This is a genomic window from Rathayibacter sp. AY1C2 (genome assembly GCF_002931195.1).
Classification (GTDB): Bacteria; Actinomycetota; Actinomycetes; order Actinomycetales; family Microbacteriaceae; genus Rathayibacter.
The window spans coordinates 121,269-136,155 of the sequence record NZ_PSWG01000003.1 but is presented as its reverse complement, the minus strand read 5'-3'; the positions used below and the strand labels follow the sequence as shown (position 1 = coordinate 136,155).

The window sequence follows — 14,887 nt, the reverse complement described above, 5'->3', positions numbered from 1 at the left end:
TCGAAATTGTCGGCGCTCCTCAGCGGGAATGCTATCATCGGACACGCCGCCTCACCGGAACAGCAGGTGAACGCCAGCCGCGCCGTGCTCTGAACGGATCCGAACCGGTTGTCGAGAATCCGAGATGTCGCGTCACTCGATCAATAGGTCAAGGGCGCTCCTGGCAACATCGATGAACTTCGATCGATAGAGCTCCAGTGGGTCACCGGGTTGTTCGGATACGCCCAGGGCAACCACGGAATAGACGGCACCGTCGCTCCCCACGGCAACCAGCGTGACCGCCACGACGCCTGGCGAGCTTCCGATCTTCTCCGAGAGTGTCACCAACCCGCGTTCTACAAACGGCGAAGAAGACGCGATCTCGGGTGACCGGAGGATCTGCGACATGCGCGGATCGTCGCGTCCCAGCTCCACGACCGCCCGGTGCGCACTCGCCACGTCTTCAGCGTTCGCGAACCAATCGATGTCGCGTGGCCAGAACGGCGCGCGCTCGATCCATGCCGGGTCCACGGTCAGCGGCTGACTGCTCAACTTCTCAAGAATGCCATGGCGAGCCTCGCTGGATGCCTCGTTCCAGTCGTTCGCGAGCGACGTGTCGCCGCCGAGCGTCAACTGGAACATTTTCCTCGTCGTCGGGAACGGTTCGAGGAGGTCAGGTTGGTGATGCCCGAGATCGCGCACCGCGGCCGACAACCGCTGGGCTCCGACAGCGTCCATGAGAACATCGGCTGCTGTGTTGTCGCTGATCTGCATCATCAAACGTGAGAGCTCGAACACGCTAATTTCTGTTCCGTCCGGCTCGAGGTGCAGCCGACCGGTTGGGAGACTCTTCTTCCCATCGTCGATCATGAGCACGTCCTCCCAGGAGAGATCCCCTTCTTTGATCGCTTCCACTACAGCTGCCAGAACGTACAGCTTCATCACCGATCCAACCGGACGGAGAACGTCGTGCGCCCGCTCGTGAACCGACTCCGTGTGCGATCCGCGTGTCACCTGCATGAGCAGTGATGACGCAGGAACGAGCGCTTCGAGACGAGCCGCTGCTTCGGCAAAGGATGCAATCGATGGTGATGCAGTGGCAACCGCCGCGTTCACGACGAGCGAGCTGAGCTCTCCGTTCGCGTTCGCGGTGATCTGCAGATCGAGGAGAATGCCAAGCCGATTGCGGACGACAGCAAGAGCTCCCTCGGGTCGAAGTTCGAAGGACTTCACCGTGTATGGGCCCAGGGGCCGAAGGCTCGAATTCACCATGGTGACCAGATGCGCGGTGGACTCCGAGTCGAACGCACCCGCGTCCGATTTCGACTCGACAGCCTCAGTGGTCAAGTCCTCCTCTGCGTTCAGCCGTTCGACCGCCCACAGCATCAGATCTTGGGTCCGGAGTTCCTCAGCGGTCAGGTCTGTGCCCGCTGTCGGAACAGTTTCTCCCAGATTCAGGCTGCATCCGACCAGCACCGAGCACAGGAGGAGCGGAACGGCGAGCTTGCGCCAGTAGGCGTGATCCGTGCGGACTGCGCGCCGGACGCAACCACCCGTGCTCGGCGCCTCACGCCTTTGCCGCGGCCTGGCCGACCGGAGGAATCGCAGCATCACAACACCTCCGATCGCCGAACGGCATCGTCGTCTCCGAGGATCGATGGAGAGTCGTCCTCGTCACTCGCAGAACCGGGCGAAGCGGAGGACGGGACGAGCTTCATCGTCGCGATCCCGACGGTTGCGATCATGATGATCCCGAAACTCCACAGCCCGATGCTGAGGATGATCCCGACGTGCAATGCGACCGCCATAATGAACGCGATCCGTCGACCGAAGTCAATGGTCACAACGAGAATTCCGATGCAGATCTCTGCGACGATGACACCCCAGGTGATGACGGCTAAGAGGAGCGGGACTGACGTCGCCCAGTGCAGCACATCTGCGATGAGGCCGCTTGCGCCGAACATGTACCCGCGAGAGATGTAGTACTCGGCCGATCCGTTGGACCAGTCATCGACGTTGAACTTCTCAAATGCACTATTGAGATAGATCAAGGTCACCTGGAGTCGCAGGGCATAGATCCCAGCGAGTGCAACACCTCGACCGACTGGTCCGACGGGCCGGCGCTCCTTGGACCATGCCCATCTCCGATCATCCGCAGCCATGATGAAGATGATGATCACCGAGACGATCGCGGCCACAGAATCGCCGCCATCGGGCAATGAGATTCCGGTGGAGATGGAGATGGCGATCCAGGCATGAACGAACGCCATCACCCTCGGCAGGAACCCGACGAGCACGAGGCCCAGCAAAACAATCATGACGATGACCCGCACGATCGAGGGCACCTCTGGACCACCGATGCAGAAGGCGGAGATGATCCGCGCCCCAGCACAGTAAGGCGCCGGTTCGGCTCCTCCGACCGTTTGCATCAGTGCGCTGAACGGCGTGAAAACGAGGATGGAGATCTGGGCGGCCGCCAGAGCGCCGCGGCCGAGCGTGAAGGCACGCTGCCGAACCTCCAACGATTGCAAGGCGATCTGGAGCCGTAGCGCTGGCCCGGGTCGCTCGTGCATCAGCACACCGCGTCCACGGTCGTGAAGGTCTCGATGGAGTGCATGGGGAGATCGAATTCTCGGTATTCGAAGGGCGTGAACGTCTCTGTGGTCAGAATGATCGGGCCGCAAAGCGTACGGTGAGCGAGGTTCACGGTGATCTTCTGTGGCTGCAATGAACTGGCCTCGGCGAGGCAGTGTTCGCGGGTCTGGCCAGTTTCACACTCGTGCCACTGCCCGACGGCTTCGGAGAGCTGTGCGAGCTCGGGCCCCTGCGCCCGCTGCGCCCTGCTGAGGCCGAAGAGATTCTCCACCCGCCCTTGAGGTGCAAGCATCAACGACGCCATCGTCTCCGCGTCATATGCGGCGATCTCAGTCGCCTGTGGTGCGTTCGTGAAGAACCCCCACCCCTGTGGGGAGACCGTTGTGAATGCCAGCTGCAGGTTCTTGTGCACGTCCGACTCACTTGACAGGACATTGGGCGGGAGCACGAAGTACACGCTTGCCCCGATCCAAACAGCGAGCACGGCCAAGGCTGCCCCGAAGAACCAGACAGCCTTGTCCGCGATCACTCCCCTCTCCCTCGAGCGCGGAGGCAGCCTCACCTACTTGCCGAGAGCCGCAGCGAACTGGGCCGCGCGCTTCTCATGCGAGATCGGGCTCTGCTCAGTGCTCGTCCCCCAGAAATCGATGGTGTTCCAGACCCATCGCACGTTCCCCGCCCCGGCGACCGTCGCCACGGCCGCTCCGGCGACAGCAGCCACGACGACGACGAAGACGATCGATCGCGCCGAGACGAACTCCTCCTTGTCGGGCACGTTGAGCCCCATGACCTCCGCTACGCCGTAGGAGATCTCGGAGAAGTTCTCGAGTGCAACGTCGACGAGACGAGGATCACCGGACTGCAGCGGCACGGTAACGAGCTCGTTGAAGTTCGGTTCGACACCCATGAACAGGGCGTACATCTCGTCTCGTGCTTCGACGGTGACGCTATCCACTTCCGGCGCATACGGCGAGAGTGCCTTGTGGTCCTCGTAGACCGGACCCGAGCCGAGCACCAGGAAGCTGATGATGTCGTGGTCCGTGTACGACGTCGTCGTCGCCGCCTCGTGCTGTGCAACAAGGCTCGCGCCGGAGGGCGCCGCAACCGCAGGCAGGTTCCCCGCGAGTACCAACGCTGCCGCACACAGCACCGAGACAGCCGACTTCATCCTGATAGCCAATGTTCCCCCAAGAGTGATGGCCTCGAGCGCCAGGGACGGGCTCGTGGACCAGTGGAGCGGAGGCGAGTTGCCAGCGCCACATCGCGAGCTGCACTTCGCAGACTCGTCGAATCAAACCAAACATGTACGGTGCTTTGTTTCTGGGCGCGAAAATTGGCGCGACGACCGACGGCGCGAACGACGACATACAACCGTGCATGTATGTTTGGTTCATGGTCTTCGGAGTGCTCGTCCTCGTGTTCGCTGCTGCTGCCGTCGTCGCAGCCGTCGAATGCGCCGCCCGAGGGCGACTCGGCCCGAACAACCTGGTCGGGATCAGAGCAGCCTCGGTCATGGCTTCCGATGAAGCCTGGCAGCGGGGCCATCAGGCAGCCCGACCCTGCGTGTGGATCGGCGCATTCTTGGCAGTCACGGGGGGCTCGCTCAGCCTCGTGGTCGACCCCACGCACTCGAACGCGTTCGTGCTCGCAGGCCTGTCGGCGTTTCTGATCTTCGTGCTGCTCGGAAGCGCGATCGCCGTGCGCGCGGCACGCCAGGTCCCCCCGCCGGGCGTCGACGACGACCGGCGAGCAGCGCCCCTCCCCTAGCGTCCAGCACGATGCACTCCGGGAGAGCACCATCCCTGTCGATCCGGTGACACCTTGGCTGATCTACGGCACGGGCTCGGTTGCAGCGGAACTCGCGATGCAGGCAAGGCGCCGGGGCATGCCGTTCCTCCTCGCCGGGCGCGACGGCGCGAGTCTCGACATGCTGGCTGACCGGTACGGCGTCGCGAGGATGCAGCTCGACCTCCGGCAGCGTGCGAGCTCCCTGACGCAACACCTCGACGGCGTCAGCGGGATGATCAACGCAGCCGGACCATGGTCCTCCACCGCGAAGCCGCTCATGGAGGCCAGCGCGGAAGGTTGCGTCTCCTACGCTGACCTGTCGAATGAGGGCCGCACACACGAGTACGCGTGGAAACGGGATGCCCACTGGCGAGAATGCGGCATCGCCGTGGTACCCGGCGCGGGGTTCGGCACGTATCTGGCCGAAGTGCTCGCCGAGCATGCGCTCCGAACGATAGACCAGCCGCAGAAGGTCAGCCTGACGAGCCTCGCGAGTGGCAGGACTTCGAAGTCACCAGGCGTCACAGCTTCGTCGCAGGCAGTTCTCGCTTCAGGAAGCTGGCGCTTCCGGTCCGGGACGCTGGTCAGGCTGAGAGGTGGAAGAGCAGTTGAGACCTCTGAGACGAGCTCTCACCTGACACTGCACACCGGCGACCTGTTCGCTCTGCGGAGGACGACGGCGGCGACCGACATCCAGGTGTTCGCCGAGCTCGGGTTGCCTCGCGGCCAGCTCCTTCTGCTACTCCCGCTCCTGCGAGTGCTGGCTTCGCTGCACGGAGTTCGCCCTCTCAGGCTTCCATCACATCGGCGAACGCGGCCTCGGATGCTCACGTCGACCGCGAGCACCATCATCAAGCCTCGTCTCCGAGTCACCGTGGAAGGCAGCGCCGGCGATCGTGCATCGTTCGTTCTGACTGCTGGGTCTGGAACAGCCTTTGCGGCTGCGATCTACCTGGAAGTACCGGCAGCCCTCGCAGCCGAGGCACGGTCCGGGTGCATGACGCCGCTCGAGATCCTGGGATCGAATCCGGCGAGACACCTTCCAGGCGTGCACATATCACCAGACCGATCAGAAGATCCGAAGGGACGAGATGCACCACTTTGATGGGCGGCCATTAAAGGAGATACTCGGCAAGGAGTCCGGCCGATACTTCGGTTCGGGTCATCGACACATCAGGCATACCGTCAGCCAGGTGGCCGAACACGTCGACGGTGACAGGATCCGACTTTCGGCGGTTAAGCAGGCGATCTATCCGCCCCGCTGGTCGCTGGACGCGGCAGGAGATCCCCGCGAGGTGCATCTCAGTTCTATCGATGCGATCAGCCTGGCGCTGAAGACCATCAGCCTGTGTGAGAACACGAATCGCGGCGCTTGGTGGGAAGGGCCGTTCGATGTCACAGGGTTCTCAGTCGTCGCCGGACGTGTGGCGACGACTGATGTGGGCTCTGTCCCCATCGGCATCACGACCGATCACGGCGGACCGCTCGTCAGCACCAAGTCATTGCGGGCTTGTATCGGCGGACTGGACGTCGACTTGGAGTGCGCCCCGAGCCGAGCCCGACCGGGCGCAGCCGAGGCGGCACCCGGCCTCACCCATGCGGCAGCAGGCGACTCGAACCAGATGTCGTCCCACGTCGATCGCGTGGACCTCGTCGATGGACACCTCGAGACGTCCCATTCCGTCACATCATCCCAGGCAGGGTACTCAGCCGCCCCGCCCCGCCTTGACGCCGTCGATGAACTCGTCATGTTCGGTCAGTTGGCGCAAGTCCTCATCTACGCCGTCAATGACACCAGCCGCTCCGCTGTACCGAACCTCTGGCTCAGGCGCGCCTCCGTCTCTCGGACGCCCGCTCCGTCCGGCGGCCAGGCTCGATTCTCCGCTCGCACGTCCGTGCGCAGGAACGCCGAGGTCGTCATCGGCGGCCGAACCCTCCGCGACGTGAGGTTGGTCTCGACATCCGAGCACGGTGCGAGCGCCAGCGCGGCGTTCGGCTACTCAGCGTGAACCCTCCCGAACGGGGACCAGACGGCAGAGACGCTGAACCATGGGCCGATAGAGTGGCTTTGGGATCAGTCGGAGGTGCGCGTGGCACAACAGGAACGCGGGATCGCCACACGAGAGGCGATTATTCTCGGTGGGGCGAAGGTGTTTGCGCGCCTGCACTACTCGACCGCTCGCGTCGCCGATATCCTAGAAGCAGCATCCGTCACGCAGGGTGGTTTCTACTTTCATTTCCGCAGGGGCAAGATCGAGGTGGCGGAGGAGATCATCCGCCGCCAGGACCAGGGCTTCATCCTCCTCCGGGATTCGATTCTGGAGTCGGGCGACGACGGCCTCGCTTCACTGCTCACGCTGTCCCGGTCCCTCGCGAGAGCAGTGCAGCACGATCCAACGGCGCAAGCAGGCCTGCGTCTCGTCGCACAAGCCTCATCTGAATTTCCCGGCGTTGCGAAGTTGCCGGATCCAGTCTGGCTCGACGCGATAGCGTTGTTTCTCGAACAGGCACGAGCTGAAGGCAATCTTCGCGCCGAGGTCGATATCCCGACTGCCGCTCGAGCCGTCGTCTATATGTTCACCGGCGCGCAGACGAGCTCGTTCGTCTCGAACGGTTGGCGACACCTGGAGGCGAGCCTCGAGGCGACACATTGGTTCTCCATGCAAGCGCTCGCCACGCCGGAGTACCTGGCGACCACGAAGAACGCCCTCTAGTGCTTCGCCCGCAGGCATGCATGCGAAACAGCCGCACCGACATCGCCCTGACGCCTCGCTTGTTGCGGCTTTTCCGGCAGCCAGCCCGTTCGAGCAGGCCGCGCAGGGCGGCAGCTCCGACGCCGACCGCGACGCCGAGGAAGGCTTCGTGGAGACTGAACCCGAAGTCTGTGCCAACCCGACCTCGTATGGCCGCCGGGCACTTCCTGCGCGGCGAGGGGCCACCGAATGACCCCATCGAGGCCTCAGATCCGCGGAATCACGCGGGCATGTTCGGAGCGACACGTTGTGCTGGAAACTGCGGCGACACTTACGTGGGAAACCCGCTGATCCAGGGGGCCTGCGGCGACATTTCGCGGGCGCGTTCACAGACGTGAAGGGCGCCGCTGCCGTCCCCGAGCCCGTCGACGTCCCGCTGGGCGGCGGGTCGATCCGCCTGGGCCAGTTCCTCAAGTTCGCGGGGATCCTCTCGGGCGGCGAGGCCAAGGAGGCGGTCGCCGAGGGGATGGTGACCGTCAACGGCGAAGTCGATCTGCGCCGCGGGCGCCAGCTCGTCGTCGGCGACGTCATCGGGTTCGACCGGAACCGCTTCCGCGTCTGCGAGTGAGCGCGGCCGCGCCTCGACGGGTGCGATCGGCCGAGACGCCGCGGAACGGATGAGACGCCGCTCAGAGGCGGGCGCGTCGGCGTGTTGAGCGGTGGCTCGGCGCACACTGGCTCCTGGACATCCCGGGACGACAGGAGACGCGCGTGCAGCTCGGCATTCACTTCATGAACTTCACTCTGACCGGGGGGAGTGCGCAGATCGCGCCGATCCTCGGAGCGACCGCGCGGACGGCCGAGGACGTCGGCTGCGCCTGGTTCACGCTGATGGACCACTACTTCCAGATGGAGCACTTCGCGACGAGCGAGGATCCGATGCTCGAGGGCTACACCTCGCTCGGCTTCGTCGCCGGCCGGACGGAGCGGATGCGGCTGGGGCTCCTCGTCACCGGCGTGACGTACCGCCATCCGGGACTGCTCGCGAAGATCGTCACCACCCTCGACGTGCTCTCCGGCGGACGCGCGATGCTTGGCATCGGCGCCGCCTGGTACGAGCGCGAGCACCTCGGGCTCGGCGTGCCGTACCCGCCGCTGAAGGAGCGGTTCGAGCGGCTGGAGGAGACGCTGCGGATCTGCCGTCAGATGTGGAGCGACGACGACGGGCCGTTCGAGGGGACGCACTACCGGCTCGCCGAGACGCTGAACCACCCGGCGCCGATCCAGCAGCCCGGCCCGCCCATCCTCATCGGCGGCGGCGGCGAGAGGAAGACGCTGCGGCTGGTCGCGCAGTACGGCGACGCCTGCAACCTGTTCGGCACCGGCGCGGACGACGTGGCGCACAAGCTCGACGTGCTGAAGCGGCACTGCGACGACCTCGGGCGCGACTACGCGACGATCACGAAGACCATCACCGGGGGCGGCGATCCGATCGGCGACCCCGACGGCTTCGTCCGCGCGATGGAGGAGTACGCGGCGCTGGGGATCGACCACGTGCAGCTGGCGCCGGCCGGGCCGGATCCGGAGGGGTACGTCGCCCGGCTGGGCGAGGGCGTGATCGAGCGGGTGGCGGCTCTCGGCTGAGGGCTTCGGGACGCACAGCACTCCGACCGGTTCGGGTGCCGCGGGCGTCACCGCTGATCCGCTCCGCCGGCCGGGTCCGCCGTCACCGGCGCGAGGACTCCTGTGGCGGCCATGTCCCGGGTCGGGGGACGCCGTCGGCGGATCCTGCCCCCCGTCAGGGTCGCGGCGTAGACGCGGGCGAGGAGCGCGACCCACGGTTCGAGCCTCCCACCTCGGGTTATTGAGCTCACGCTGACGTGGGCAGATCGCTGGCCTCATGCCGCACGTGTCCTCTCGTACCTCGCTCCGCCGTCATCGGCAGAACCGCAGAAGAGGGGCGATCGGGACGGGTGTCGTCCTCGCCGTCGTCGGCGCCGCGCTCTTCGCCGGCGTCTCGGCGCAGGCGGCCACTGCTTCCGACCTCGGCACGGCGGAGGACTACTCGGTCCTGGCCGCGTCGACCGTGACGAACACGGGGTCGAGCGTCCTGGACCAGAGCGTCGGGGTCAGCCCGCTGACCGCCGTCACCGGGTTCCCGCCCGGACGGACGGACGGAGTGATCCACCGCGGAGACGCGGAGGCGGCTCAGGCCCAGGCCGACGTGGGCACCGCCTACGGACAGCTCGCCTCGCAGGCGACGACCGCGCAGGTCGACGCCGAGATCGGCGGCAGCACGCTGAAGCCCGGGGTGTACACCGCGGCCGGACCGGTCGGAGCGACGGGGACGCTCACGCTCGACGCCGAGGGCGTCAACGAGGCGGTCTTCGTGATCCGCGCCGCGTCGACGCTGACGACGGCGTCGTCGAGCACGGTGGCCCTGATCAACGGAGCGCAGGCCTGCAACGTCTACTGGCAGATCGGCAGCTCCGCGACGCTCGGCACCGACTCGGACTTCGTGGGCTCCGTGCTCGCCTCGGTCTCGATCACGGTGACGACGGGCGTCTCCGTCGAGGGCCGCGCACTGGCCCGCACGGGAGCGGTCACGCTCGATTCCAACGACTTCACCGAGCCGGGCTGCGAGCCCACCGACGGCGGATCGTCGCCGACGGCGACTCCGACCGTGACTCCGACGGTCACGCCGACCGTGACGCCGACGGTCACTCCGACGGTGACCCCGACCGTCACGCCGACCGTGACTCCCACCGTCACCCCGACGGTGACTCCCACCGTCGTGCCGACTGTGACGCCGACGGTGACTCCCACCGTCACTCCGACGGTGACTCCGACTGTCACGCCCACCGTCACTCCGACGGTGACTCCGACTGTCACGCCCACCGTCACTCCGACGGTGACTCCGACGATCGCGCCCACCGTGGCTCCGACGGTCACGCCGACGACCACGCCGACGGCGACCCCGACCGTGGCTCCGACGGCGACCCCCACCCCCACGCCGACCGCGACGCCCACGGCCTCGCCCACTCCGACCGCGACCACAGCGCCGCGACCGGCGCCCTCCCACGCCGCGGTCGTTCCCGTGTCCGGGTCGAACGGTCCCCGCGGTCCGGCTCTCGCCTCGACCGGAGTGGACGCCGCAGCGACGGCGACCGCCGGAGTGCTGGGCCTGCTCGCCCTGCTCGGCGGCGGTCTGATGCTCCTCACCCTCCGACGCCGCGGTGAGCGCACCGGGAGCTGATCCCGGCTGATCACCGGAAGCTGATCACCGCCAGGCCGTGCGCCGGACTCCCGAGGGGTCCGGCGCACGTCTGCGCCCTCGGTCGCGCTCCGCCCGTCCCTCCGGTGTCCTCGCCGATGCGCGCTGGCCCGCTCGTGCGTCGAGACGCCGCTCCGAGCGTCGGGACACCGCTGAGCAGGCGGTGTCTTCCGCGTTCTCGCGGAGGGTGGGGGCGTCAGCCGGAGGACTCCCGCGGCACGAGGCGGACGGGCATGGCCTGCACGCCCGCGGTCGGACGTCCGTGGATCGCGTTCGAGAGCTCCTCCGCGGCGGCACGGCCGAGCGTGTCGAGCATCATGTCGATGCTCGAGAGCGGCGGGCGGGCGGCCTCGACGAGGAGGTCCCAGTTGTCGAAGCCGACGACGGCCACGTCCTGCGGCACCCGCCGGCCGGTCTCGCGCAGGTGGTCGAGCGTGCCGCGGGCGATCTGGTCGCTCGCGCAGATGATCGCGTCGAGGTCCGGATGCGCGCGCAGCAGCGTCTCGGCGCACTGGCGCCCCCAGCTCTCGGACCACTGCCCGAAGAGGACGCCGCCGCCGACCAGCGGCAGCCCCGCCTCCGTCAGCGCCTGCTCGACGCCCCGGGCGCGGTCGTGTGCGGCGGTGTAGCTCGGCTCGCCGTTGACGAGGGCGATCCTCGTCCGTCCGCGCTCGATCAGGTGGCGGGCGGCGAGGACGCCGGCCTGCACGTTGTCGGGCGTGAAGGAGGAGTCGCGTGGATCCTCCGAGGGCGCATAGGCGTAGACGACCGGCACCGGAATGGTGCGCGTGATCGAGGGGCGCGGGTTCGTCGTCCGGCCGAGCACCACGATCCCGTCGACGCGCTTGGCGAGCAGGTTCTTGATGTGGTGCTGCTCGCGGATCGAGTCGCCGCGGGCGTCGCAGAGGAGCACCGACGTCGATCCTGCGCCGAACGCGTCCTCGGCGCCGAGCAGCACGGGGAGCACGAAGCGGTTGTCGAGATCGTTGGTGAGCATCCCGATGGTGCCCGTGCGCCGGGAGTTGAGGGCCTGCGCGAACGGGTTCGGGGTGAAGGAGAGGGCTTCGGCGGCGTCCAGCACGCGCTGGCGGGTCTCGGCGCGCACCTGGTCGCGGCCGTTGAGCGCCTTGGAGGCGGTGGCGATCGAGACGCCGGCGGCGGCCGCCACGTCGGTGAGCGTGATGGTGCCGGTGGGCTTGCGTGGTGGCACCGCGCCTCCGTTCCGGGCCCGGCGGGCCGCCGCGTCGATCCTCGCACGACTCCGGCGAAAAACCGAAAAGACCGAAAAGGACGCATCTCTTGACGCGCTGACCGCCCCTGCCTAGGTTTACCCGACAGAAAGTAGTTTCGGCCCGGCGTAGACGATCGGGACGACTGCCGAGGAATCCATCAACGACGAAGGGATCATCCGTGAAGACGAGGAAGCACGCTCGGGGCCTCGCCGCCGCCGTCCTGCTGGGGACGGCCGCCGCCGCACTGACCGGCTGCGCGAGCGGCTCCGGGGGAGACTCCGGCTCCGCCGCGGGAGGCAGCTACACGTTCTGGGACCCGTACCCCCAGTTCGACGAGTCGTCCGACTGGGCGAAGCTCATCGACTCCTGCGGGACCGAGGCCGGCGTCACCGTCGAGCGCACCGGCTACGACACCACCGACCTGACCAACAAGGCGCTGCTCGCCGGCCAGCAGGGCAACTCGCCCGACCTCCTGCTCGTCGACAACCCCGTGGTCTCGACGCTCGCGGAGTCGGGCATCCTGACCACGACCGCCGAGTCCGGGCTCTCCACCGAGGGTATCGACGCGAACATCCTCGCGGCCGGCCAGACCGGCAGCGACACCTTCGGCGTGCCGATCGGTGCCAACACGCTCGCGCTGTACTACAACAAGGCCGTGCTCGAGAAGGCCGGCGTGGACGCCGCCTCCATCACCGACTGGGCCGGGCTGACCGACGCGCTCGAGAAGGTCACCGCCTCCGGCGGCAAGGGCATCACGTTCTCCGGCATCGGCACGGAGGAGGGGACCTTCCAGTTCCTGCCGTGGTTCTGGGGCTCCGGCGCCGAGCTGACCGACCTCGACTCGCCCGCCGCGGTCGACGCCGTCTCGCTCTGGAGCGACTGGCTGGAGAAGGGCTACGCGCCCAACTCCGTGATCGGCAACACGCAGACCACGAGCTGGCAGGAGTTCGAGACCGGCGAGTACGCGTTCGGCGAGAACGGCACCTGGCAGCTGGCCAACGCGAAGGCCTCGGGCATCGACTACGGCGTCCTGACCATCCCGTCGAAGGACGGCGGAGCGGCCCCCGCACCGACCGGAGGCGAGTTCCTCACCCTCCCGGTGCAGTCGGACACGGCGCGCTACGAGACCTCGAAGAAGATCGCCGAGTGCCTGACCTCGACGGAGAGCCTGGTCACGACCGACAACACGCTCTCGTACATCGCGCCGACGGCCGAGGCGCAGCAGGAGCAGGTCGCAGGCAACGCCGACCTCGAGCCGTGGGTCACCGCCGTGCAGGCCGCGAAGGGCCGCACCTCGGACGACCTCGGCACGAAGTACCCGAAGATCTCGGAGCAGCTGTGGGGCGCGGTGCAGACCGTGCTCAGCGGCTCGCAGTCTCCCGAGGACGCCCTGAAGGCCGCCCAGTCGGCCGCCGAATCCGCCACGAAGTAGGACGACCGGGGGCTCCCGCTCCCCGAACGAGGTCCCCCCGGCCGGTGCTCCGCGCACCGGCCGGGGGGACGGGAGAGACCATGACCACTGCCACCGAGACCGCCCGCCTCCTGCGGCGCGGCACCGAGCCGCCGGCCCCGCCCGCCCCGGCCGCTGAGAGCCGTCGGCGCCGCCGGCGCCCCGAGGGCGGCCGCCTGGTCGCGTGGGCGTTCCTCGCCCCGCTCGTCGCCTACCTGCTCGTCTTCTACGCGTTCCCGCTCTACCGCAACCTCGAGCTGAGCCTGAAGGACTACACGGTCCGCTCGTTCGTGCAGGGGAACGCGCCCTTCGTCTGGTTCGACAACTACGTCCAGGTGTTCCAGGACGCGACCTTCGGCCCGGCGCTGCTGCACACGGCGGTCTTCACCGGGGTCTCGCTCCTCTTCCAGTTCACGCTGGGGCTGGCGCTCGCCGTGTTCTTCTACCGCCGCTTCCCGCTGGCGAGCACGCTCCGGGCGCTGTTCCTGGTGCCGTGGCTCCTGCCGCTGATCGTCTCGGCGTCGACCTGGTCGTGGATGCTCAACAGCGACTCCGGCATCGTGAACGCGTTCCTGGAGTCGTTCGGGATCGGCCAGATCAACTGGCTCACCTCGCCGACCACCTCGCTGATCGCGGTCCTGATCGCGAACATCTGGATCGGCGTCCCGTTCAACCTGGTGATCCTCTACTCCGGCCTGCAGAACATCTCGCAGGACCTCTACGAGGCGGCCTCGCTCGACGGCGCGACCGGCGCTCAGCAGTTCTGGCGGATCACGCTGCCGCTGCTGCGGCCGGTGTCGGCGATCACGATCCTGCTCGGCCTCGTCTACACGCTGAAGGTGTTCGACATCATCTGGATCATGACGAAGGGCGGCCCCGCCGACTCCTCGACCACGCTCGCCACCTGGACGTACCAGCTCGGCTTCGGCTCGATGCTGCCCGACTTCGGACCGGCCGCGGCCGTCGGCAACCTGCTGATCATCCTGGCCCTCGTCTTCGGCCTCGTGTACATCCGGGTCCAGCGGAAGCAGGCCGACTCGTGACCGCCCGCCGCCCCTGGTACCTGACGGTGGTCGGGATCGCCCTCACGGCGGTCATGCTGTTCCCCGTCTACTGGATGATCAACGTCTCCCTCACTCCGACCGGCTCGATGCGGAAGGATCCGCCGGACTGGTTCCCGTTCTCGCCCACGTTCACCGGCTACCAGGCGGTGCTGAGCGAGCAGCTGCCCTACCTGGGCACCAGCCTCGTCGTCGGCCTCGGCACGGTGCTGCTGACCGTGGCGATCGCCGCTCCCGCCGCCTACTCGCTGGCGAAGCTGCGGCCCCGCGGCGGGCAGGCCCTCTCGTTCGTGCTGCTGATCGCGCAGATGATCCCGGCGATCATCATGGCGATGGGCTTCTACGCCATCTACCTCAACCTGGGGCTGCTCAACTCGATCCCGGGCCTTATCGTGGCCGACTCCACCATCGCGGTGCCGTTCGGCGTGCTGATCTTCACGGCCTTCATGTCGGGGATCCCCGACGAGCTCACCCAGGCGGCCCGGATGGACGGAGCGAGCGCCTGGCGCACCTTCACCTCGGTGATCATGCCGATCAGCCGCAACTCCGTCGTCACCGTCTCGCTGTTCGCGTTCCTCTGGGCCTGGTCGGACTTCATCTTCGCCTCGACGCTCGACAGCGGCGGGAAGCTCCAGCCGATCACCCTCGGCATCTACAAGTACATCGGCAACAACAACCAGGAGTGGAACTCGATCATGGCGACCGCCGTGGTCGCCTCGCTCCCGGCCGCCGTCCTCCTCGTCGTCGCCCAGCGGTACGTCTCGGCGGGAGTCACCGCCGGCGCCGTCAAGGACTGACCCGTCCCTCCAAGGAGA

15 protein-coding genes are annotated in these 14,887 nt (G+C 67.3%); 10 read left to right on the top strand and 5 right to left on the bottom strand.

All coding sequences use genetic code 11. The features are described from left to right. Positions 1-132: 132 nt before the first annotated feature. The 4 genes from C5C55_RS03890 to C5C55_RS03875 are packed head-to-tail and all read right to left on the bottom strand — an operon-like array spanning position 133 to position 3,742. Entirely contained in the window at positions 133-1,590 is a 1,458-nt protein-coding gene (locus tag C5C55_RS03890; RefSeq protein ID WP_181067767.1) for a serine hydrolase, read from the bottom strand. After that, on the bottom strand, positions 1,590-2,552 hold the full coding sequence (locus C5C55_RS03885; protein ID WP_258072494.1) for a sporulation-delaying protein SdpB family protein: 963 nt from the start codon (positions 2,550-2,552) through the stop codon (positions 1,590-1,592). Before C5C55_RS03885 ends, C5C55_RS03890 begins: the two co-directional genes overlap by 1 nt. Continuing rightward, on the bottom strand, positions 2,552-3,103 hold the full coding sequence (locus C5C55_RS03880; RefSeq protein ID WP_181065488.1) for an SdpA family antimicrobial peptide system protein: 552 nt from the start codon (positions 3,101-3,103) through the stop codon (positions 2,552-2,554). Before C5C55_RS03880 ends, C5C55_RS03885 begins: the two co-directional genes overlap by 1 nt. A 33-nt stretch (positions 3,104-3,136) precedes the next feature. Further along, positions 3,137-3,742, bottom strand: a complete 606-nt coding sequence (locus C5C55_RS03875; RefSeq protein ID WP_104295087.1) for a hypothetical protein — start codon at positions 3,740-3,742, stop codon at positions 3,137-3,139. A gap of 134 nt (positions 3,743-3,876) precedes the next feature. On the opposite strand from C5C55_RS03875, the gene C5C55_RS03870 reads away from it, so the two are divergent. From C5C55_RS03870 to C5C55_RS03845, 7 genes are all read left to right on the top strand, one after another. Continuing rightward, positions 3,877-4,341, top strand: coding sequence for an SdpI family protein (locus C5C55_RS03870; protein WP_104232982.1), 465 nt, complete (start codon positions 3,877-3,879; stop codon positions 4,339-4,341). Between the two features lie 46 nt (positions 4,342-4,387). Beyond that, a complete protein-coding gene (locus C5C55_RS16255) occupies positions 4,388-5,467 on the top strand; it encodes a saccharopine dehydrogenase NADP-binding domain-containing protein (protein ID WP_146080883.1) in 1,080 nt (359 codons plus the stop codon). Continuing rightward, on the top strand, positions 5,454-6,371 hold the full coding sequence (locus C5C55_RS03865; RefSeq protein WP_146080882.1) for an AvrD family protein: 918 nt from the start codon (positions 5,454-5,456) through the stop codon (positions 6,369-6,371). The genes C5C55_RS16255 and C5C55_RS03865 overlap by 14 nt, the downstream gene beginning before the upstream one ends. Before the next feature lie 81 nt (positions 6,372-6,452). Continuing rightward, positions 6,453-7,076, top strand: a complete 624-nt coding sequence (locus tag C5C55_RS03860; protein ID WP_104232980.1) for a TetR family transcriptional regulator — start codon at positions 6,453-6,455, stop codon at positions 7,074-7,076. A gap of 373 nt (positions 7,077-7,449) precedes the next feature. Then, positions 7,450-7,683, top strand: a complete 234-nt coding sequence (locus C5C55_RS03855) for an RNA-binding S4 domain-containing protein (protein ID WP_104232979.1) — start codon at positions 7,450-7,452, stop codon at positions 7,681-7,683. A gap of 143 nt (positions 7,684-7,826) precedes the next feature. Further along, entirely contained in the window at positions 7,827-8,699 is an 873-nt protein-coding gene (locus C5C55_RS03850) for an LLM class F420-dependent oxidoreductase (protein ID WP_374953254.1), read from the top strand. Positions 8,700-8,964: 265 nt separating this feature from the next. Next, positions 8,965-10,311, top strand: a complete 1,347-nt coding sequence (locus tag C5C55_RS03845; protein ID WP_181067766.1) for an ice-binding family protein — start codon at positions 8,965-8,967, stop codon at positions 10,309-10,311. A gap of 214 nt (positions 10,312-10,525) precedes the next feature. Here the strand turns inward: C5C55_RS03845 and C5C55_RS03840 are convergent, their stop codons facing one another. Continuing rightward, complete coding sequence (locus C5C55_RS03840) at positions 10,526-11,539, bottom strand: LacI family DNA-binding transcriptional regulator (protein ID WP_104225800.1); 1,014 nt, start codon at positions 11,537-11,539, stop codon at positions 10,526-10,528. 200 nt (positions 11,540-11,739) lie between these two features. Between C5C55_RS03840 and C5C55_RS03835 the strand changes: the two genes are divergently transcribed. From C5C55_RS03835 to C5C55_RS03825, 3 genes are all read left to right on the top strand, one after another. Then, positions 11,740-12,993, top strand: coding sequence for an extracellular solute-binding protein (locus C5C55_RS03835; protein WP_104225801.1), 1,254 nt, complete (start codon positions 11,740-11,742; stop codon positions 12,991-12,993). A gap of 80 nt (positions 12,994-13,073) precedes the next feature. Further along, the gene (locus tag C5C55_RS03830; protein WP_104232977.1) at positions 13,074-14,054 is read left to right on the top strand and encodes a carbohydrate ABC transporter permease; all 981 of its coding nucleotides are present in this window, start codon (positions 13,074-13,076) and stop codon (positions 14,052-14,054) included. Further along, positions 14,051-14,869 (top strand): carbohydrate ABC transporter permease, encoded by an 819-nt coding sequence (locus tag C5C55_RS03825; RefSeq protein WP_104222699.1) that lies wholly within the window; start codon positions 14,051-14,053, stop codon positions 14,867-14,869. Before C5C55_RS03830 ends, C5C55_RS03825 begins: the two co-directional genes overlap by 4 nt. The last annotated feature ends 18 nt before the right edge of the window (positions 14,870-14,887 follow it).

Bases quoted from the DNA above. Each gene is read 5' to 3' on its own strand.
- C5C55_RS03890 (WP_181067767.1), bottom strand. From the start codon at position 1,590: ATGCTGCGATTCCTCCGGTCGGCCAGGCCGCGGCAAAGGCGTGAGGCG.
- C5C55_RS03885 (WP_258072494.1), bottom strand. From the start codon at position 2,552: ATGCACGAGCGACCCGGGCCAGCGCTACGGCTCCAGATCGCCTTGCAA.
- C5C55_RS03875 (WP_104295087.1), bottom strand. From the start codon at position 3,742: ATGAAGTCGGCTGTCTCGGTGCTGTGTGCGGCAGCGTTGGTACTCGCG.
- C5C55_RS03870 (WP_104232982.1), top strand. From the start codon at position 3,877: ATGTACGGTGCTTTGTTTCTGGGCGCGAAAATTGGCGCGACGACCGAC.
- C5C55_RS03865 (WP_146080882.1), top strand. From the start codon at position 5,454: ATGCACCACTTTGATGGGCGGCCATTAAAGGAGATACTCGGCAAGGAG.
- C5C55_RS03830 (WP_104232977.1), top strand. From the start codon at position 13,074: ATGACCACTGCCACCGAGACCGCCCGCCTCCTGCGGCGCGGCACCGAG.